Origin of the sequence: Mucilaginibacter rivuli, assembly GCF_019391655.1 — a bacterium.
GTDB classification, from domain to species: Bacteria; Bacteroidota; Bacteroidia; order Sphingobacteriales; family Sphingobacteriaceae; genus Mucilaginibacter; species Mucilaginibacter rivuli.
Window position 1 is genome coordinate 182,256 of record NZ_JAHXPQ010000003.1, and the last position, 20,368, is coordinate 202,623.

Annotated in this window: 17 protein-coding genes; 9 read left to right on the forward strand and 8 right to left on the reverse strand. The window is 40.0% G+C overall.

The features are described 5' to 3' along the window. Positions 1-13: 13 nt before the first annotated feature. Positions 14-502, reverse strand: coding sequence for a VOC family protein (locus KXQ82_RS08065; RefSeq protein WP_219487675.1), 489 nt, complete (start codon positions 500-502; stop codon positions 14-16). 148 nt (positions 503-650) lie between these two features. On the opposite strand from KXQ82_RS08065, the gene KXQ82_RS08070 reads away from it, so the two are divergent. The 4 genes from KXQ82_RS08070 to KXQ82_RS08085 all read left to right on the forward strand — a co-directional run bounded on the left by KXQ82_RS08070 (position 651) and on the right by KXQ82_RS08085 (position 5,430). Further along, positions 651-3,407, forward strand: a complete 2,757-nt coding sequence (locus KXQ82_RS08070) for a TonB-dependent receptor (RefSeq protein ID WP_219487676.1) — start codon at positions 651-653, stop codon at positions 3,405-3,407. Positions 3,408-3,423: 16 nt separating this feature from the next. Continuing rightward, positions 3,424-4,080, forward strand: coding sequence for a ribosome biogenesis GTP-binding protein YihA/YsxC (gene yihA / locus KXQ82_RS08075; protein ID WP_219487677.1), 657 nt, complete (start codon positions 3,424-3,426; stop codon positions 4,078-4,080). A 67-nt stretch (positions 4,081-4,147) separates the two neighbouring features. After that, a complete protein-coding gene (locus KXQ82_RS08080; RefSeq protein WP_219487678.1) occupies positions 4,148-4,567 on the forward strand; it encodes an endonuclease domain-containing protein in 420 nt (139 codons plus the stop codon). Between the two features lie 8 nt (positions 4,568-4,575). Next, positions 4,576-5,430, forward strand: a complete 855-nt coding sequence (locus KXQ82_RS08085) for a UbiA-like polyprenyltransferase (RefSeq protein ID WP_219487679.1) — start codon at positions 4,576-4,578, stop codon at positions 5,428-5,430. A 1-nt stretch (position 5,431) separates the two neighbouring features. Here KXQ82_RS08085 and KXQ82_RS08090 read toward each other — a convergent pair whose 3' ends face one another. The 3 genes from KXQ82_RS08090 to KXQ82_RS08100 all read right to left on the reverse strand — a co-directional run bounded on the left by KXQ82_RS08090 (position 5,432) and on the right by KXQ82_RS08100 (position 10,107). Continuing rightward, on the reverse strand, positions 5,432-6,478 hold the full coding sequence (locus KXQ82_RS08090; protein WP_219487680.1) for a lipid A deacylase: 1,047 nt from the start codon (positions 6,476-6,478) through the stop codon (positions 5,432-5,434). Positions 6,479-6,587: 109 nt separating this feature from the next. Next, the gene (locus KXQ82_RS08095; protein ID WP_219487681.1) at positions 6,588-9,638 is read right to left on the reverse strand and encodes a glycosyltransferase family 117 protein; all 3,051 of its coding nucleotides are present in this window, start codon (positions 9,636-9,638) and stop codon (positions 6,588-6,590) included. A gap of 49 nt (positions 9,639-9,687) precedes the next feature. Next, complete coding sequence (locus KXQ82_RS08100) at positions 9,688-10,107, reverse strand: Sec-independent protein translocase subunit TatA/TatB (protein WP_219487682.1); 420 nt, start codon at positions 10,105-10,107, stop codon at positions 9,688-9,690. Positions 10,108-10,699: 592 nt separating this feature from the next. On the opposite strand from KXQ82_RS08100, the gene KXQ82_RS08105 reads away from it, so the two are divergent. Together KXQ82_RS08105 and KXQ82_RS08110 are read left to right on the forward strand one after the other, a co-directional pair. Further along, positions 10,700-11,017 carry a hypothetical protein gene (locus KXQ82_RS08105; protein WP_219487683.1) on the forward strand — a complete coding sequence of 106 codons (318 nt, stop codon included), beginning with the start codon at positions 10,700-10,702 and terminating at the stop codon, positions 11,015-11,017. A gap of 143 nt (positions 11,018-11,160) precedes the next feature. Continuing rightward, complete coding sequence (locus KXQ82_RS08110) at positions 11,161-12,468, forward strand: ammonium transporter (protein WP_219487684.1); 1,308 nt, start codon at positions 11,161-11,163, stop codon at positions 12,466-12,468. A 76-nt stretch (positions 12,469-12,544) separates the two neighbouring features. Here the strand turns inward: KXQ82_RS08110 and KXQ82_RS08115 are convergent, their stop codons facing one another. The 4 genes from KXQ82_RS08115 to KXQ82_RS08130 all read right to left on the reverse strand — a co-directional run bounded on the left by KXQ82_RS08115 (position 12,545) and on the right by KXQ82_RS08130 (position 16,455). Further along, on the reverse strand, positions 12,545-13,291 hold the full coding sequence (locus KXQ82_RS08115; protein WP_219487685.1) for a hypothetical protein: 747 nt from the start codon (positions 13,289-13,291) through the stop codon (positions 12,545-12,547). A 19-nt stretch (positions 13,292-13,310) separates the two neighbouring features. Beyond that, a complete protein-coding gene (locus KXQ82_RS08120; protein WP_219487686.1) occupies positions 13,311-14,381 on the reverse strand; it encodes a fatty acid desaturase in 1,071 nt (356 codons plus the stop codon). A 146-nt stretch (positions 14,382-14,527) separates the two neighbouring features. Beyond that, positions 14,528-15,781, reverse strand: a complete 1,254-nt coding sequence (locus KXQ82_RS08125) for a sensor histidine kinase (RefSeq protein ID WP_219487687.1) — start codon at positions 15,779-15,781, stop codon at positions 14,528-14,530. Next, complete coding sequence (locus tag KXQ82_RS08130; RefSeq protein WP_219487688.1) at positions 15,778-16,455, reverse strand: response regulator transcription factor; 678 nt, start codon at positions 16,453-16,455, stop codon at positions 15,778-15,780. Before KXQ82_RS08130 ends, KXQ82_RS08125 begins: the two co-directional genes overlap by 4 nt. Before the next feature lie 574 nt (positions 16,456-17,029). Here KXQ82_RS08130 and KXQ82_RS08135 point away from each other — a divergent pair. From KXQ82_RS08135 to porN, 3 genes are read left to right on the forward strand one after another with little or no spacing between them, the layout of a single operon-like run. Next, entirely contained in the window at positions 17,030-17,770 is a 741-nt protein-coding gene (locus KXQ82_RS08135) for a hypothetical protein (protein ID WP_219487689.1), read from the forward strand. Between the two features lie 56 nt (positions 17,771-17,826). Then, the gene (gene porK / locus KXQ82_RS08140; RefSeq protein ID WP_219487690.1) at positions 17,827-19,218 is read left to right on the forward strand and encodes a T9SS ring complex lipoprotein PorK/GldK; all 1,392 of its coding nucleotides are present in this window, start codon (positions 17,827-17,829) and stop codon (positions 19,216-19,218) included. A 43-nt stretch (positions 19,219-19,261) separates the two neighbouring features. Further along, entirely contained in the window at positions 19,262-20,353 is a 1,092-nt protein-coding gene (gene porN, locus KXQ82_RS08145) for a type IX secretion system ring subunit PorN/GldN (protein ID WP_219487691.1), read from the forward strand. Positions 20,354-20,368: the final 15 nt, after the last annotated feature.

Below are 20,368 nucleotides of genomic sequence, written 5' to 3' on the forward strand. Positions count from 1 at the left end.
TTTACATCTTCCATCATTTTAACTCTGCCAATAACCCATGTACATCTAACCGCTGAGTGAACATGGTTAAATCGCCATTCTCATCTACCGGCCATTGGTCTTTAGGTCTGTCCCAGTAAAGTTCTACGCCATTATGGTCGGGGTCGTCAAGATAGATAGCTTCGGATACGCCATGATCTGACATGCCTGTTATGGGATATTTGTTATCAATTAATCGCTGTAATATTTCGGCAAGGTCTTTACGCTCAGGGAACAAAATGGCGGTATGGTATAAGCCTGGTGCTCTTTCGGGAGCCGGGCCGGAGCCTTTGCTGTGCCATGTGTTCAAACCGATATGGTGATGGTACCCCCCTGCCGATATAAAAGCAGCTTCGGTACCGTATTTCATTACCAGATCGAAACCTAACAAGCCCGAGTAAAAATCGAGCGAGCGTTGCAGATCGCTAACCTTCAAATGTACGTGGCCAATGCGGGTTTCGGCAGGTATTTTATATGCTTCCATTTTTATATGTTTAAACATCAAATTTACGGACAAGTAAAAAATAATCTGTTTGCCTACTGTAAATTTAATTTATAAAATTACGTTAATGATGAAATTACGGCTTTAAAAAGCAAATTAATTTTTTCATTTTAGTACATACTTACTACCCTTGACAGCCACTGCAATTATACCGCGTAAGCTTCCCTTTTTATTCCTGATGCTGATGGCATTTGCAGGGCTGGCGCAAAACCATGCTGAAATTAAAGGCAGAGTACTTGATTCGGTAAGTTATCAGCCTTTGGCCCTTGCCACTATTGCCGTGGTAAATGTACAGGATAGCCTGTCATCATTGGTATCATATACCGTAACTGATAAAACGGGTGCGTTTACCCTGCACAATTTACCTTCGGGCGTTCAGTTAAAAATACTCATCACTTATGTTGGCTGCTATCCGTTCCGTAAGATCATCACTTTAAATAAAAATCAGGCTGTTGATATTGGCGAGGTGCTGCTCAATCAAAAAGACCTGAAAGAAATAGCAGTTAAAGACAGGATGCCTATAGTGATCAGAAAAGACACCATTGAGTTTAACGCCGAAGCTTTTAAAACAAGGCCCAACGCCGTTGTGGAAGACCTGCTCAAAAAGCTACCCGGCGTTGAAGTGGATATTGAGGGAATAATTACGGTAAACGGTAAAAGTGTGAGCAAAATTTTGGTTGATGGCCGCGAGTTTTTTAGTAACGATCCGCGCATCGCCTCAAAAAACCTTGATGCGGACATGGTTGAAAAGGTGCAGGTTTATGATGACCGCGAAGACGACCCCGACCACCTGGTACCTGCAGCTAAGCTGAACAAGATCATCAATCTTAAATTTAAGAAAGCCTTAAAGAAAAGCGCGTTTGGTAAAATATATGCCGGTGGTGGCACCGAGGGCCATTATAGTGTGGGCGGCCTGTATAATATATTTCGTGATACTTTACAGGTAAGTATGCTTGCTTTAAGCAATAACCTTAACAATACAGGTTTTGACTTTAACGACATTTACCAGGGTGCCGGACTTGGGCGCGGCGGCGAAGCCTTTTACCGGGGAGGCCTTTCTGCGTTTGGGGGCAGCGCAGGTATACAAACCGTTACATCGGGCGGTATTAATATTAATGACGACTATGGCAAAAAGCTCAAAATTAACCTGGCCTATTATTACAGCCAAACCCGCAGCCGTAACAACAGCGTAAACAACACCCAGCAGTTTATTAATGTTTACACTATACCAACCCTTAACGATACTACATTAACTACTAAAAATGCAGATAATCATTCGTCAACCGCAATTAAACATAACATAACCGGGCTTATCAGGTGGCAACCTGATGATGTTACTCAAATTAAATACACCCCGATATTTAGTTATAATGATAACCTATCAAACCAAAACAGCTTTGGCAGCAGTTTTAGTAACTTTGCACCGCTCATTAATCAAACAGAAAACAGCAATTCAACAGATGGTAGCAGTTTCCAGTTTCAGCACCAGTTCAGCTATAATCATCAGCTAAACCGAAAAGGCGAATCGATAAGTATTGAGCATAGCCTTATGTTTAATCCGGCCAAAAGTGTATCATATAACAATAACGAGCTACAGTCGTACACAGCTTTCCCATCTTACCTGCTAAAAAGGTATGCGAATAATGAAGATAATAATACCAACGCAAGCCTGGCGGTAAGCTACCGCTACCCGGTTATTAAAAATCTGGCCCTGAGCATAGGCTTGAGCACCGAGTATAATTACCAGTTAGACAATGTTTATACTTATGATTTTGACCCCATAACCGGCGAATACGATACCTATTTAACAGCACAAAGCGCCAACTTAACACGCAATAAATGGATACATAATATCAGGCCGGGCTTAACTTATAATTTTGGCAATAGTGTTTCAATAGAGATTGATATGCTGGCACAACTACAGCAGGTAAACAATAAATTTTACAGGAACATTAGCGATATTAATCAAAACTATTTTACGTTTTTGCCCAATGTACAGTTAAACGCCGGCAGCTTTAGCTTTAATTACAGCGCCAGTACTACATTGCCCAATATTGGCGATATGATACCTTATTCCATTACATTTAGCCCATCTTATTCCATTACCGGCAACCCCGACTTAAAACTCACCCGGCACAACAACTTTGCCATTGGCTACAATAACTACAGCAGCCAAAGCCAGGTAAGCTTTAATCTGAGCGCCAGCGCTTCATTTGAAAAGAGTGGTGTATTCAGACAAAAAACATTAAACGCTCAACTCGCCGAAACAAGCATGCCCATTAACCGCGATGGCAGGTATACCATAAGTGTAGGCAGTTACATTAGCAAACGGTTTAAAAAACAAAACGATATAAGGTTAAACGGCACCATCAGCATAAATTTAAGCAAGAGCTATAATTTTTTCGAGATCAATCATCGTGATGGTAACCAAAATAACTATCACGCTACGCTAAGCCCGCGCCTATCCATAAATTATAGAGAAATTCTGGAAATTGAACCATCGTACAGCCTTAACCAAACATTTACCAGTTATAGCGGGGTGGATTATGGCAATCAAAGCAATACCACACATAACGTAGATACCCGCTTCAATATCTTCCTGCCAAAAAAATTAACCATCGAGGGCGATTTCAGCTATAACTATAACCCGGTGGTTAGTCCGGGTTTTCAAAAGAGCATTAACCTGTTCAGCCTGAGTATTGACAGGCCGCTGATGAAAAAGGACAGGGGCAACATCAAACTCTCCTGCTATGATATTTTGAACCAGAATATTGGCTCAAACCGCTATGTTGTAGATAATACCGTTACCGATATCGAATCGCAGATATTGAAAAGGTATTTTCTGTTAACACTGCAATTCAAGTTTAATAAAGCAATAACCAAATAAGCATTACCTTTGCAGGATGATCATAAAATCGGCCGAGTTTATTTGCAGTAACACACAGGTATCAAAACTGCCGCCCCCGCTAAAGCCTGAATATGCTTTTATTGGCCGGTCTAACGTAGGCAAATCATCGTTAATTAATATGCTTGTCGCGAAGAAAGGCTTAGCCAAAACTTCACAAACGCCCGGTAAAACACAGCTCATCAATCACTTTTACATTAACGACACCTGGTACCTGGTCGATCTGCCCGGTTATGGTTACGCCCGCATATCAAAAAGTAAAAAAGAAGACTGGGATAAATTCATTCGCACCTACCTTAACAAACGCGAGAGCCTGCAATGTGTAATGGTGTTGATAGACAGCCGAGTGCCGCCGCAAAAAATAGATATTCAGTTTTGTAATTGGTTAGGCGAAAAAGGGTTATCATTCGTTCTGATATTTACCAAAGCGGATAAACAATCGAGCATTAAAACCGACCAAACTATCGCGGCCTTTAAAAAAGAACTGTTAAAAACTTTTGAAGAAGTACCGCAGGTGTTCATCACATCTGCCGAAGAGCATACAGGACGCGAGGAAGTGTTGGGATTTATTGGTTCGATAAATGCCCAATTCGACCCAAAAGCTGCCGCCGCAGTTTATGAGGATTATAAAAATTCGATAGAAAATAACACATAGGTAAGGCCTTGAGCGATGGGCTCCCCTCTTGAGAGGGGCAGGGGTGTGTAAGCCAACGGATAGGAAAATGAAACGCAAGATCATTCCATACAACAGTAAATTAAAACAACTTGCAAGAAGCTTAAGAAACGATAGCACATTAGGCGAAATATTATTATGGAAAGAGTTAAACAACAAACAGTTTTATAGTCAGGATTTTCATCGTCAAAAACCATTACTTAATTATATTGTAGATTTTTATTGCTATGAGTTGAATTTGGTGATCGAGATAGATGGAATGTATCACAATCATGAAGAAAAAAACAACTCCGATATTTTACGTGATAAAGAATTAGAATCATTTGGATTAACAGTTATTCGTTTTACAGAAAAAGAAGTGCGACAGGATATGATAAATATTATACGAACGCTTGAGGATTACTATTTAACATTTATAGAAAAGCACGCAGAAGAACACACCCCTAACCCCTCTCAAGAGGGGAACTAAAATTCGATATGAAAAAATACCTTTCATTAGTTACCTTTTCGCATACTATTTTTGCCATGCCATTCGCTTTTATCGGCTTCTTTTTGGCAATAACTACCACAACCCACGCTTTTGAATGGCAAAAGCTTTTAATGATGGTGATGTGTATGGTATTTGCCCGTAACTCGGCTATGGCATTTAACCGTTATTTGGATAAAGATATTGATGCCAAAAACCCACGCACTAAAGTACGCGATATACCTGCAGGCAGGTTAACGGCAAAGGCAGCTTTAACATTTACTTTGGTTAACTGCGCGTTGTTTATTCTCACTACATGGTTCATCAACACGCTGTGCTTTTACTTATCACCTGTAGCTTTATTTGTAGTGCTGGGCTATAGCTTTACCAAGCGTTTTACCGCGCTTTGCCATTTGGTTTTAGGTTTAGGCTTGTCGCTTGCCCCTATTGGCGCTTATTTAGTGGTAACAGGCGAGTTTGCTCTATTACCCATCTTTTTCTCGCTATCGGTACTATGCTGGGTAAGCGGGTTTGATATTATTTATGCTTTGCAGGATGAAGACTTTGACCGTGCCGAAAACCTGCACTCTATACCAGCTTATTTAGGCAAGGTTAACGCGCTCCGTTTATCTACAGCGCTACATGTACTATCGGCTATTTTTATTGCATTACCAACCATCTACACACATGTAGGCTGGCCTTACTATGTTGGGATACTATTCTTCTGTAGTATGCTCATATATCAGCACAGACTGGTTAAGCCTAATGACTTGAGCCGTGTAAACTTCGCTTTTATGACCACTAACGGAATTGCCAGCGTAGTATTCGCAGTATTCTTTCTGATAGACAGGCTTTGGGTGCGATAGTTTAGTTAAACAGGTTATCGCTTTTAAAGCCAACCAACTTTTTACGGCCCAAATCATATATCACCCTAAAAGCCTGCTGGCTATCGCCATAAAAACCCGGGCTCTGGTGAAAGCTGAATATGAACTGTCCTTTTAAACGTTTAAATACAAAAGGCGAATAAATAACATCAAGCCTGTTATACACCGTCTTCTCATAAAATGAGTCGCCGTAGTTAATATGGCTGCCTTTACCGGCGTAAAACTCATCGTACAAAGCGATTCGATGATAGCTCAAATAAGCGCTTGCTACAACACCTGCTGGTGTTTGCCAGCCATCAACACCACGTACACGTTCTAAGGATACCATAGCGCCAACGTCAAACTTAAGGCTATCAAACCCGGTATGGCGGTGACTATAATCAACGCCAAACCGCACCTGTACCACGCCGTTATCGGCAATATGATCATTTGGTAGCAGTATCTCTGCTCCTGCATCATGCATCAGGTAAAAATAGTGCGAGATAAAAAATGCTTTCGCAGGATCGGGCTGATAAGTACCCAGGGCTCCAAAAAGAAATTGCTCCCTGTCGGTTTGGGTTTGGCGGCTTACCCAGTCAATCCAGATGGTTTCGAAACCATGCTTGTAGCGAACGCTGGTCAGCATCCCTTCCACATTCGGGCGGTAATAACGTAAAGTGTCATTCAACATGGCACGCGGGTATTGCGTTAACAGGCCTTCACGCGGGAACTCGCCAATGTTGAATGTCCATTTTTTACTTTCAAAATGATAGTATGCAATCGGGTCAACCTTTAAAAAGTATGGATGCGCGCCAAACTCATGTATCCCGTTTGCGCCAAAAATAAAATGGTTTAAGCTGTCGAGGTTAACACCCAGATCGAGCGCTATACGTGTTCCCGAATATGTACGCGATCGTGGTACAAAGGCAGAATATTCCCGGTTGTCCATAAATCCCAAACCGTTGAAATGGATATCGAGGCTCCCCTGCGCAAACAGGCCGGTGCTTAACAATAATAGTAGCGAAAACAGGCAGGTTATTTTTTTGATCATTCTGGCGCAAGGATACAAAAAAGCGGGCAAAAGTTTGGCAAGAGCATATCACAAAAAAAATCCGGGCCCATATTAAATAAGCCCGGATTGTATGTTTTTATTGATATGATTAACGACTGGCTATTACGCCTGCAAACTTATTTTTATAATCGTTAAACTGAGCTTCAAATTTTTTATGCAGTGCATCCTGATGGTATTTGGCAGTAATGTCAACCATATCATTCAATACTGATAAACCGTATTGGATATCACGCTGGCTCATTCCGTCACCATTTTTATCCTGCAGTAAATAAGCATTGTATTTTAACTGATCTACAAGGAAATTGTCAATACTGCTCAGTATCTTGTTACCTAACTGTATATTATTTACCTGGTAAGCCAGTTGCGCAATATAGTTTTTGATGAGCGCCTCTTCCATTTCAGGGTAAATATCAGGCATTACCTCGTCATATTTAGCCAATGCCTTAGCAGCAAGGTCAGGATGACCTTCCATTATCAGGCTTTGAGATAAATTACCAAATAACCTGATGATAAGCGGGTAAAACATGGTGGTAGATTCATGATCAAGGTAGCTGGCCTTTTTCATATTACCCCATTTAAACTTGGTCATCACGTTATTGTACATCACCAGGGTGTTTGATTTATCCTGATCTCTGGCTGCTGCCGATGTATCTACCTTAAATGGCATCAGGTGGTACGCGAAGCCCTCTTTATACAGGTACTTTTGCAAGCCCATCATGTTATCGTTACCAACGGTAATGGCAAAATAAACCGGCCTTTTCCAGTTATTATGTGCAAGGATATCTATCATCGCTAAATTATCCTTGGTTACATAGTTTGAGGTGTATTTCCACTCCATAACCGGGGCTATGCTATCCCTTTTTGATGCCGGTATAACGCCGTTTTTAATTACCTCATCAGCGTTAACGGTCATTTTAAAGTTTTTGGTTGGCAGGTAGTTTTCATAAGAACCTTGCTCATATTGTACTTTGGTACGAACATCGTCCGATGTGATGAAATCAAAAATATCTTTCAATTCAACCGATCCCGCTATTTTGGTATCGTTAAAATAGATCACATCCCTAACCCCCAACTGGAATTTTTCGTCGGGCATTGATATAGGTAATGGCTCAGATTCGTTCATCTTATGCTTCATGCCACGGATATACCAATCTGTGCCCAATAAGCTCAGGTTTACAATGCGTACATCGGGGCGTATACCTTCTACTTCCTGATCATACCATAGTGAGTAGGTATCATTATCCCCATAGGTAAATAAAATGGCATTAGGTGCACAGGATATGAGGTAGTTGTAAGCCATATCGTGCGGCGTAAACTTCTCCGACCTGTCATGAGCTTTCCATTCTTTACAAGCCATTAATACTGGCGCAGCTAACAAACACAATACGGTAGCTATAATACCTGCGGTTTTAGGGTTGAGTTTTTTTATACCCTGCCCTAACAGATCGGCTATACCCAATACCCCCAGCCCTATCCATATGGCAAAGGCATAAAACGAGCCTACGTAAGAGTAATCACGCTCGCGTGGCTGTAATGGTGTTTGGTTAAGGTAAAGCACAATACCCAGTCCCATAAAAAAGTACAGCAAGGCAACTATGGTAGCGTGTTGCTTGTTTTTACGGAAATGATAGATGGCACCTATTAAACCAATAATAAGCGGCAAAGCATATAAAGGCGTATAGGTTTTACCCTGTAAAGTATTTTGCGGGATGTTACTGTTTAATAGGCCGGTTGTAGCCTGTCCGTCAAAACCCTGGTTGCTTTGGCCGTCAAGGTCATTGTATCGTCCCACAAAGTTCCAGAAGAAATAGCGGAAATACATGTGCCCTATTTGCCAACTGAACATAAACTTAGGGTTATCTATAAACGTAGGGCTCTCGCCTTCGGCTAAGTGCAGCCATTGCCTGTAAAAGGTAGGGTGATCTCCCTCCTGGTCAAAAACACGCGGGAACCAGGTATTTTTATCGTAAGGGATACTGTATTTACGGCTTGCTTCTTCATACTTGGTTTTACCTTTACGGTAAATGATGCTTCCATTCGCTTTCAGGTCTGAGGCTTCTTCTGGCGTCATTTCCTTTTGCTTCGAATCAAAATACTGACCGTACAGCAATGGCCTGTCGCCATATTGTTCACGGTTCAGGTAGCTTTGCATGGCGAAAGCGTTGTTCGGATCGCTATTGTTCAGGTTCGGATCTGCCTTTGCCCTGATGATGATCATGGCGAATGAACTATATCCTACATAAATAAACACGATGCACAGGAACGCAAGGTTCATGGTAGGTTTGTTTTTTATGATGGAATACCTTACCCCATAAATAAGCCCCGCTACCAGCATAACTAAAAAGAATGTTGCACCGCTGCCAAAACCCAGGCCTAAGGTGTTCACAAAAAACAACTCGAAATAACCTGCGAATTTTACTGTGTATTGGATGATACCATATTGTACCAAACCTAACAACACAATACCACATAATACCGCGATAATGGTGCTTTTGGTGGTAATGTTTTTATACCTGCGGAAGTAGTATACCAAAGCGATAGCCGGTATAGTAAGTAAGTTTAGTAAGTGGATACCTATAGAAAGGCCCATTACGTAAGCTATGAATATGATCCAGCGGTCGGCACCCTGCTCGTCGGCATGTGCATCCCATTTCATGATACCCCATATTACCAGCGCGGTACATAATGACGACCACGCGAATACGATAGTTTCAACAGCCGAAAACCAGAAAGTATCAGTAAAGATAAATGCTGTAGCACCTACCAAACCCGATCCCATAATTAATACCAACTGGGTTGATGTAGCTTCTTCGCCCCTTTTTACCAATAGCTTTTTAGCCATGGCGGTAATGATCCAGAACAAAAGCATAATTGCCGCTGCACTTGCCAAGGCAGAGCCCATATTAGTGTAAAACGGCACTTTAGCGTTATTGCCCATTGATAACAGCGAGAACGCCTTACCTATCATGGCAAACAGCGGGTAACCCGGCTGGTGCGAAATTTGTAAACGGAACGCGCAGGAGATAAACTCGCCGCAATCCCAAAAACTTACCGATGGCTCTAAAGTTAAAATGTAGGTAACTGACGCTACTAAGAAGCACAGCCATCCCAATAGATTGTTGATCTTGTTGTATTGCATGGCTTGTTAAGAAATTAGAAATATCATGTTTAGGTTTATGAATATGATGTTATAAAGGTGTTTCGCGTGGGTGGTGTACCTCGGGTGTTTCAGTGTGTGTTATTACTGTATTTGCTGCAGGCTCGGTAGCATGTGTTTCCGGAGCGGCAGGGTCTGCATGAAAATTAGTATCTTGTATCGGCATTGCTCCAGGGTGGTTATTCACCGGTGCCGATGGGTCGGGCGTTAAAGTTGTTGTTTCTGATGGCGCCGGTGTCGAACTTTTTACTTCGGCCTTTTCTACTTCTTTATTTATCTGATCCTGGATGTCTCTTTTCACCCCTTCGGATGCGTCTTTAAACTCGCGGATGCCCTGGCCAAGGCCACGGGCCAATTCAGGCAGTTTTTTGCCACCAAATAAAAATAAAGCAACAACTAAAATAACAATAGTGTCTTGCCCGCTTATAAACAACAATGTTGAACTTAACATAACATTTTTTTTAATTAAACATCAAATTGGCCCGGCTTTACAGGCCATTATATCAAAGCAAAGATATGCTAAAAAACAAAGTATCCGAATAGGATTTACATTTTGAAAAGCATTACTTTTTACTTTAACGAAATTTGATCACAAACAAATATAACAAGGCCTTTAGTTAAATAGTGTTAAGGTGAGTTGCTTTAACACTATTTAACTATCTGCACATATTTAATTAAAGAGGGAGTTTCTTAATTCTGGTACATCCGGCAAAAATCATGTCCTGTTAAGAGCTGATCATACGCGAATTTACAATCATTAAATAACTACAAATACAAACATTTATCGCAAAAACCGGCGCTACTCATTACAAAAACGACGACACACCAACCTTAAGCGTCAATAAAATCAATCAAAATCAATCATTTTTTCACAAAACAATATCAAAACAGGTATAAAAAATCAAATAAAATGCTTGTTTTTGACACAATTATCAAAAAATTGATAATTATTTTAAGAAATTTTAAATTTTCTTAGCATTTATTACAAAACATACCTATTTTTAGGCGTGTTATATAAAATATTCAAATCAAGTTTAATCTTTTTGCTGGTTTTTGGCTTTAACGCCAACAGCAATACTATTGAACATGCTTTTGTAAAACACGAGGCACGGCAACACACATTAACTGACGTACCCAAGCAAGATGCCACCAACAACATTAAAAACTTTTTCGAAATTGTTGGCGTAGCTCAAATAACAACCCAAACTTACAAGGTTGTAAATTATATTAAATATACTCCATTTGCCGGGCAAAACTGTGCACCCGGCAGCAATTACTCCATCCTTTCATACCGAAGCGGAATTGAATTACATTCGCTTTTCAGAAAGCTGATACTGTTTCCCTTTCATGCGTTTTGGTAATAGTTAAGCGTAGCCATATATAACTTACCGGTTATAATTTCACGTCTTAATTTATTTGTTTAATCAATCACCCACTCAGCCATTAGCTTATATATGGCTTTGGCTGGCATTGTTATTAACTATTAACTCAACAAACAATCATCATGAAAAAAATACTACCATTCGCGACACTCGTTGTCGTATTAATACTTGCACTTGTTTTCCCATCGGTAGATGCCGTAAATGTTCCCGGAAATAAAATTGATACAGGTGATACTGCCTGGCTGCTTACCTCAACAGCATTAGTATTATTGATGACACCAGGCCTGGCTTTCTTTTACGGCGGTATGGTGAGCAAAAAAAACGTACTCTCCACCATGATGCAAAGCTTTGTATGTATGGGCGTAATTACCGTGATATGGGTAGTATTTGGCTTTAGCTTAGCTTTCGGCGATTCTATCAATGGTATCATCGGTAACCCATCAACCTTTTTTATGATGAAAGGCATGCTTGGCAACGCCACATGGAAACTGGCCCCTACGGTACCTTTAGTATTGTTTGCCATGTTCCAGTTAAAATTCGCGGTAATTACCCCGGCCCTTATTACCGGTGCATTTGCTGAGCGTATCCGTTTTAACTCTTATCTTATTTTCCTTTGCTTATTCTTAATTTTTATATACGCGCCGCTTGCCCACTCTACCTGGCACCCGGATGGTTTGATGTTTAAATTTGGCGTACTTGATTTTGCAGGCGGTACCGTAGTACACATGTCGGCAGGCTGGGCAGCTTTAGCATCAGCTTTATATCTTAAAAAACGTAACGAAGTAGCGCACGCTCCGGCACGTATCAGCTATGTATTATTAGGTACAGGCTTATTATGGTTTGGCTGGTTCGGTTTCAACGCAGGTTCGGCATTAGGCGCGGGTCCATTAGCTGCTACCGCGTTAGGCACAACTACTACAGCATCAGCCGCAGCGGCAATGTCATGGTTGTTTTTCGATATCATGTTAGGTAAAAAACCATCAGTAATGAACGCTTGTATAGGCGCCGTTGTTGGTTTGGTTGCCATTACACCGGCTGCAGGCTTTGTAAGCATTTCACACTCCTTAATTATTGGTATAGTTGCCGCTGTGGTAAGTAACCTGGTAGTTATGTGGCGCTCACGTACATCTATTGATGATACTTTAGATGTATTCCCTTGCCACGGTGTTGGCGGTATGGTAGGTATGCTGTTAACAGGTGTATTTGCCAACACAAACGTAAACAGTGCCAATACTACTGGTAATGGTTTATTCTTTGGCGAAACCCACTTGTTTCTGGTACACCTTTGCGCTTTAGCCGCGGTATCAGCATTCGCGTTCTTTGGCTCTTTTGTATTGTTAAAAATAACAGATATGATAAGCCCGCTGCGTGTATCTACCGAGGATGAATTGATCGGTCTGGATATCAGTCAGCACGGCGAAGAACTTTAGTTTGAATATTTGATAAGTGTTTTAAACTGAAAAGGCTCCTGCCCCTTATTGGGGGCGGGGCTTTTTTCAGATAATATTAATTTTTAACCAGTGCGGTTGGTTTAGTTATCACTTTAAATATGCCGTACTTAACTTCCCAATCCCTATCCGGCTCCATGTTTCGGATAACATGCGGCAATATTTGCTCAATGGTGAACATGATGCCATCTTTTGTAAAGGCGTACTGACGGGTAAAATCTTCGACGGTTAGTTCGTCTATCCTTTCATTCATCATATTAACGGTACTGGTATCCATTTCTGCACCAAAGTCTTTCTTGTCTGCCAATATCCTTTTTTTCATTAACGCTTTATAATTACCTAAAGCCCAGGTTAAACCACCGGGCGTAAGCTGGTCTGAAAGTAAATAAGGTTTCCCTGTATGGATATTTAATACAATATACTTTGTATACTGATCCGGATGCGCACCCATGCTTTCGTAATTAAGTGTGATTGACAGAATATCTTTGTTTAGAAACGTAATGTCATAATTTAAACTTGTAATACCGCAGCCACACTTTCTATATTCTTTTACGAGTTCGGAAACCGATTCGCCAAATAACTCATCTTCAGAAAGCGCCTTTTGCAATTGAGGATATGCCGAGGAGGCAATAGGTATGACAAGTGTATCTATTTGGCCCTTATAAGCAAGGGCGACGGTTTTTGATGAGATGATGCCGGCTACAACCCTGCGTGGTTTATCCTGTGCAAAGCAGTTTATTGAAAAAACAAGGCTGATGAACAGTAAGATGTTCAGCCTTTTATTGAATAAAGATTTAATGGCCATTGAAGCAGGATGGTTATTCCTACTCCGAAATTAGAACTTCTTCCTTCAAATTACAAACAGTCTTTTTGCCTTCCACATAAGGTTTATGATATTGCTCCATAAAATCCTTTTTGCTGTCGCGATACGAGGTAACCGCGCCTATCATACTTAAAAACTTAATATAATACCATGCAAAATCAACCTGGTATGCTTTAAAGCCCGAGCGCGCGCTTTTAGGATACAGGTGATGGTTATTATGCCACTCCCCTGCCACAAAACCCGGCCATAGCTGGTTTATTGACATATCTTCGCGGTTGTAATCGTTACCTTCTTTACGCTTATCTTTACCCTGGCCGTGGCCATCATAATTAAAAGTACGTACGCCTACCGCCCAAAAACCGGCAGCGCCAAATAAAGTACAGGCCAAAGCATGGCCACCAAGCAGGTAAAATATACCATACCATATCCCCCAGTTTACTATCCATGATAATACTGACCCTAACGGACTTGCCATAGAACCCCATTTTTGGTATTCGGCAAACGAGTTGGTTTTAACCCCAGTATGTTTCATCAGGTTCGTTGCTTTGGCGTAATCGGCCTCACTCAGGTTCTGGTTCATGGGTTGATGGTTCACATCGGCTAAAAAGCAATATAAAAAACCACCTTGGGCATTATACGGATCGCCGGGCTGATCTGATTTTGCGTGGTGTACATGGTGCGATACCACATATATTTCTTCAGGGATGATCTGCAGCGTAAGGTTGTGCGTAATGAAGCGCCAAAAGTTATTTTTAAAAGTATAAGCGCCATGTGTACAATACCTGTGATACCATATGGTGCCGTGTGTGCCCATAACTATCATACTGTATACAAAGGCCGCTAAGAGCATCCACAGGCTAAAAAACTTAAAAATAAAAAGAAAGAAGAACGGGATAAGACAGATAACCTTCATCCAGCTAAAAAAAGCCAGCCAGTTTTTACGGTTTTTAAAAACATTCAGTCTCGAAAAAAATTCTGCGAATATTTGCTTTGGGGTAGGTTTAACCAGGTCGCCGTTCTCGTGTTTCCAGCCATAAGCTGGCGGTTGCAATACGTAGTCTAAAAATGCCATTCGGTTCTAATTAGGGTATCGGCCAAATATTTGCTATCTAAAAGCAGCGCATTTTTTAACTTATACAACGCTAAGGTATCAATAAATAATTGTCAGCGAAATGTCAACCAATAGTTTTTCTAAATAAGAACCTGTTGATTTACAATCTAATTAACAAAACTGATGGTAAAACTATGATAGGATTGCGTATACCCATATTCCAGGCTAAATTTATAGTTATCGCAAATTTGTTTTGACAGCGTTAACCCAAGGCCGGTACCTTCGGAGTTTTTGGCCTTATTAAATCGCTTATAAATATCAGCGGGCACCAAAGCGGTATCTGCGCCTGTATTTTTTATGGCAAGATGATGGTTTGTTAGTACAATATCAATTACACCACCTGTGTGGTTATGCCTGATGGCATTGCTTAATAAATTATTCAGTAAAATATCAATGAGGTACTTACTCACATTTATTTGTTTATCCTGCAAAGCTGTAGTTATTTTTATATCCTTATCGTTAAACAACTCTTTAAACTGCACTAACTTTTCTTCTATCAACAGTTTTAAATCAACATCCTGCTCATCGGTAACCAGGCGGTTCTCAATTTTAACCAACAATAAAAGCGATTGGTTCAATCGCGTTAAACGCGATACGGCATCGTAAACATCGGTTAGTAATTTACTTTGCGGCTCATCATAATCGCCGGCCTGAATGAGCGAGTCGAGTTTCGAGTTGATAACCGCGATGGGGGTTAACAACTCATGAGATGCATTTTCGGTAAAGGTTTTCAGGTCCCGGTAATCATTTTTAACACGCGATGCCATGGCTGTTACTGCATCATTCAACTCGGTAAACTCATCAATTTTAGTTACCGATCCTGTAATTTCGTTCTGGTCTGTTAACCTGAATGTTTTTAATTGCTGCAGTATATGATAAAATGGCTGCCAGATACGATTGAGGATAAATCTGTTTGTAATAAACAAGATCAACAGCAAAAACAGGATAAGCGCAATGGTAATATAAAAAATGAGCCTGATCAGGTCTTCGGTCTCCACTTTCGATTCGGCAATCACTATCTTATGGTTTACTCCATTTACATTGGCCGAAGTAACCAATGCGCGGCCCGCTTCATACTCGCCTTCTTTTTTATTGTAAAAAGTGGTATCAGTAAACCTTCGCTTTTGCGGATATGCGGTATTGTAGTAACTAACTTTCTGATCTTTATAATCAACCTCGGGCGGCAGCTTACCATATTTGCTTAAATAACTAATTACCTCCTGCTCTTCAATGCTGATCTCTTTATCAACCTGATTATTTAAAATATAGCTGATAGCACCATAGTAAACGCCACCTGTAATAAATAAGATAATTACAGTAACAACTAAGTTAATACGGTTATAACGGGCTAATAATTTCATTGATCGGTTAGCTTATAACCCATGCCATAGGTTGCCTTAATGTAATCTTTACAACCGGCTTCTTCCAATTTTTTGCGAACGTTTTTAATGTGAGAGTATATAAAGTCGAAGTTATCGGCAATGTCTATCCCGTCGCCCCATAAATGTTCGGCAATCGCATTTTTTGATACTACCTTGCCTTTGTTGGCTAAAAAGTACATCAGCAACATATACTCTTTACGGGTAAACTTAAGGCTGTTGTTATTTACTTTAACTTCTTTGGCCATCATATCAATAGTAATTTCGTTAAACACCATAATATTACTGCCATTAAATGATTTACGCCTGATAATAGCCATCACCCTCGCTTTTAACTCAGACAGGTGAAACGGTTTTACCAAATAGTCATCCGCGCCGATATCCAAACCGGTTAATTTATCATCCAATGAGTTTTTTGCCGATATAATCAATATACCTGCCTGGTTATCCTGTTGCTTAAGGTATTTCAAAATATCAAGGCCATTACCATCGGGTAACGAAATATCAAGCAAAATACAATCGTAATTATATAAGGACACTTTAGCCATAGCCGCTGAATAACTATTGGCGTACTCGCAAATATTACCATCTTCCGAAAAGTACCCTACTATGCTTTCGCATAAGCCCTGCTCATCTTCAATTATTAAAATTTTCATTATAGTATAAAGATGGTGCGATTTTTTGTAGAAAAACTGAATTTAGGACAACTAATTAAAAAAGACCTCTTTGATCAGGCTTCAATTAAATTACAATTTTTCATTAAACCTGATGTTTTTTTACTAATTTGCACGCATGTTTTTATCAACACATAAAATTTTGTAAACAATTATTCGCCCCGGAATAATATTACATACTATTATTTAACACAATATATTAAAATACACACCCGGTAATAACAAGAATTAATAATTTGCATTTAACATGTCAATTATTAACTAACTGTGCCAGATTAGTAATATTACCAATACCCCGATTGGTCAGGATTTCAGTATTAAAATAAAGTAACGCATTAATTTATTTTAACTTAAAAAAATTAACCCGATAACTTTGCGCAAAAAGCCGAGTAGTGGTAAAACGAGCAATGCATATAAATATACTTTATATTAAGATATTATTACTAAAACACGCTAAAAATTTTATTTTGAATACTAAATAGGCAAATAGTTTGTATTAATTAAATTTTTTATATTTTTACAAGGCGAAAAAAATCTACGTATGAAAATAAATGCAATGAGTTTTTTTAAACATAAAAAATACTTATTTTCAACCTTATTGGTGTTATCTTCTGTTATTTTTGCAATTAAACCTGCATTCAGCCAGATAGACTATAGCTATGGCCTTAACAAAAAAGGACTGAGGTTTAGTTTAGGCCTGGGCGCTAATACATTGCAAACCACATGGACACAAACTCCTGTAGGCTATACAGTTTTAGGCGGCCTTAGTTACGACATGAGTAATTACTTTAGTATTGTTGTAGAAGGGCAATACGGCAGTATGAGTGGTGCCGACATTACCAATACACGGTATTATGGTAAAACAGTTGTATTGTATACAAGCATAAGCGGCAATCTGCGCTTCGCGTTGGGCCTGTTAAGTGACTTCCAATCACAAAATGGTTTCACTGATGCTATTAAAAGAAGTTATATTGGTTTGGGTTATGGCCAGATATTTGATAGGGTAACTTTAACTGATGGAAACACCACAGTAGTACAAGGAGCAAAAGTGGCTACATTCGACCAAACTTCAAATACACATAAAAGTACAAAAACCAATGCTTTTGGCGTTGTTCCCATTAGTATAGGGACTAACATTGCACTTCCCGGCGTTTGGGGATCGGATGTGGTAGAGCTTAATCCTAATATCCAGTATGGTTTATTTTTAGATGCCGGTACTGATGGTTACCAGCCAAGCCCTACCAGTGGGAATGGCGGTTATATGGTAATATCTATGAATTTCCGATTCAAATTTTAACAACTTAAACAGATAAATAAATCCTAATTCAAAAAATACAATTGATAACGACAAATATGAGTACGAACTACACAAAAATAGCTCTAATTGCAGCATGTACGCTTCTTGGTGCTTGTAAAAGCGCAAAAAAAGTATACGAAGTACCGCAGGACACGCGTGCTTACAAAGGTAAAGCACCTGCTGCGCCCCCGGGAATGGTTTACATACCTGCAGGAACGATATTTGAACGTGCCCCACATACCGATTCAACTGATATTGATACTGCATCAACAAGAAGGGTAAGTTTAACTGCATTCTTCATTGATGCTACAGAAGTAAGCAACAGGCAATACCGCAAATTTGTTGATTGGGTAGCCGATTCGGTTGCTGTTGTTGATTATATTAAAGACCCGAAATTGTTTATCGAAACAAAAATAAAAGCTAAAGGTAAGGGCGGTAAAGATACTACCATCAAAAAAATTAACTGGAGTAAAATTGAATTAGGTGGTAAAATACCATTTTGGCAAAACCCTGAGTACCTGCCTAAATTAGCATCTTTGGTAAAAGATGTTGCCGGCAAAAAACAACTTACCAGCAAACTGGTTAGGTTTACTTACCGCCACGTTCAGGCCGGTGGCCCTAACGAAGGAAAAAGTGTAGTTGATACTGTTGAAGTTATGCCTGATAACAATGTTTGGGCTCAGGATTTCCCGAACTCACAATCAGATATTTACGTAAATAACTACTTTACAAATAAAGCTTTTGATAATTACCCTGTTGTAGGTGTAACCTGGAAACAGGCCCGTGCTTACTCCAACTGGAGGGGTATCATATCAGGATCACAGGATGCTAACATTAAAGATTTCGGTTTGAAATTTAACTTACCAACCGAAGCACAATGGGAATATGCAGCATCGGGTGGCGAAAACAATGCTGAAAGCATTGTTGGAAACGTAGCTTCAAGAACCGACATTAACGTTGTACCTTCATACATTAACAAAAAGAGCAAAAAGAATTTGGCTTTAGCTAACTTTAAACAAGGCGAAGGTAGTTATACAAAAGATGGTGCTACTTATACCCTACCTGTAAAATCATACGCGCCAAACGTTTTTGGCTTGTACAATATGCAAGGTAATGTTGCCGAGTGGACATTAGATGCTTACAGCCCATCGGCACGTGAGTTTGTTGAAGATAACGACCCTGTATTATTATATGATGCACCGGATGATGATGTTGATGTAATGAAACGTAAAGTTGTACGTGGCGGATCATGGAAAGATAATGCAGGCGAGTTAAATACTGCTACCCGTAACTATGAAACTCAAAACACCGCACACTCGTATATAGGCTTCAGGTGCGCAATGTCGGCCCCTGATATATTAACAGATCAAGTGAGAACAAGAGCAAGGATTGCTCCTAAGAAAGAGAAAGCTAAAAAAGCTGCGAAAGTGACAGCATCTGCTAATTAAACTATTATACATTAAACTCAATTACACGATAGCAATATATATCATGAAAAAGACGCTCATATTTGCTTTATTGGTAGTACTAACGGCAACCTCAACCGTTATGGCACAAACCAAAAAGAAAAAGAAAACACCTGCTAAAAAGCCTGCTACTACTAAAATAGTAACACCTAAAGATACTACGCCTATAGTGGTTCAAAACCCTGTAATGCCTCCGGATACTTCAAAAAAGCTTGCCATAGTTCCTGATTCGGATGATGGTTATTATAAAAGCGTTGTAATGACGAAGGCAAGGCCGTTCCCTATATTAGAGCCCGACAAAAACAACATCAAATTTTACCACCGTTATTGGAGAGATATTGATTTGAAGGACCCTAAAAATCAAAAATTTAATACCCCTGGTTCTACTTTGATAGATGCTTTACTACAAGGTATGCAAGATGGCAGGATAACTCCATATGATGCTACCCCTGGCAATGCAGCTAACCCAACCGGCGATGGTTTTACAGTTCCGTTAACTTACGCTCAATTAATGGGTAAGTTAAGAGATACTGCTACAGTTGACAAGTTTGACCCTGCAACAGGTGCTAAAATTGGTTCGGAAAGAAAGGTGAACGATTTTAACGCCAACAAAATTGTTGGTTACCGCATTAAAGAAGACGTTTATTTGGATAAACGCCGCGAAAGAGTTGAAACCAGGATAATTGGTATTGCTCCATTAGTAAGAATTACCCTTACCAGCGGTGATACCGTAGGTACACAGCCAATATGCTGGTTAAAATTTAAACAATGCCGTTTGGTATTTGCTACGATGGACCTTTCTGATCCTGACAAAAACTTATATGACGTGAGCATGGACGATATGTTTTTACAGCGCCAATTCAACGCCAAGATCATTGAAGAATCAAACCCATTGGGTCGTCGTATAAAAGATTACATTACTGACCCTATTGAGCAGGATAAAGAATCGGCCCGTATTGAGAAAAAACTGGCCGACTATAAAAATAATCTCTGGAAATATACCACCAGCGAAACTGTTTCGGCAGCACCTGCAAAAGGCAGCAAAACCCCAACACCTAAAAAGACCCCGGCCGCACCTCCGGTTAGTAATAGTGGCGGCGCCCCGGTTAAACAATAAAAGCATTATATATAT

Coding starts and splice junctions, on each gene's coding strand:
- yihA (WP_219487677.1), top strand. CDS start 3,424: ATGATCATAAAATCGGCCGAGTTTATTTGCAGTAACACACAGGTATCA.
- KXQ82_RS08130 (WP_219487688.1), bottom strand. CDS start 16,455: ATGAAAATTTTAATAATTGAAGATGAGCAGGGCTTATGCGAAAGCATA.
- KXQ82_RS08110 (WP_219487684.1), top strand. CDS start 11,161: ATGAAAAAAATACTACCATTCGCGACACTCGTTGTCGTATTAATACTT.
- KXQ82_RS08115 (WP_219487685.1), bottom strand. CDS start 13,291: ATGGCCATTAAATCTTTATTCAATAAAAGGCTGAACATCTTACTGTTC.
- KXQ82_RS08090 (WP_219487680.1), bottom strand. CDS start 6,478: ATGATCAAAAAAATAACCTGCCTGTTTTCGCTACTATTATTGTTAAGC.
- KXQ82_RS08120 (WP_219487686.1), bottom strand. CDS start 14,381: ATGGCATTTTTAGACTACGTATTGCAACCGCCAGCTTATGGCTGGAAA.
- porK (WP_219487690.1), top strand. CDS start 17,827: ATGAGTACGAACTACACAAAAATAGCTCTAATTGCAGCATGTACGCTT.
- KXQ82_RS08100 (WP_219487682.1), bottom strand. CDS start 10,107: ATGTTAAGTTCAACATTGTTGTTTATAAGCGGGCAAGACACTATTGTT.
- KXQ82_RS08085 (WP_219487679.1), top strand. CDS start 4,576: ATGAAAAAATACCTTTCATTAGTTACCTTTTCGCATACTATTTTTGCC.
- KXQ82_RS08125 (WP_219487687.1), bottom strand. CDS start 15,781: ATGAAATTATTAGCCCGTTATAACCGTATTAACTTAGTTGTTACTGTA.
- porN (WP_219487691.1), top strand. CDS start 19,262: ATGAAAAAGACGCTCATATTTGCTTTATTGGTAGTACTAACGGCAACC.
- KXQ82_RS08080 (WP_219487678.1), top strand. CDS start 4,148: ATGAAACGCAAGATCATTCCATACAACAGTAAATTAAAACAACTTGCA.
- KXQ82_RS08065 (WP_219487675.1), bottom strand. CDS start 502: ATGGAAGCATATAAAATACCTGCCGAAACCCGCATTGGCCACGTACAT.
- KXQ82_RS08135 (WP_219487689.1), top strand. CDS start 17,030: ATGAGTTTTTTTAAACATAAAAAATACTTATTTTCAACCTTATTGGTG.
- KXQ82_RS08095 (WP_219487681.1), bottom strand. CDS start 9,638: ATGCAATACAACAAGATCAACAATCTATTGGGATGGCTGTGCTTCTTA.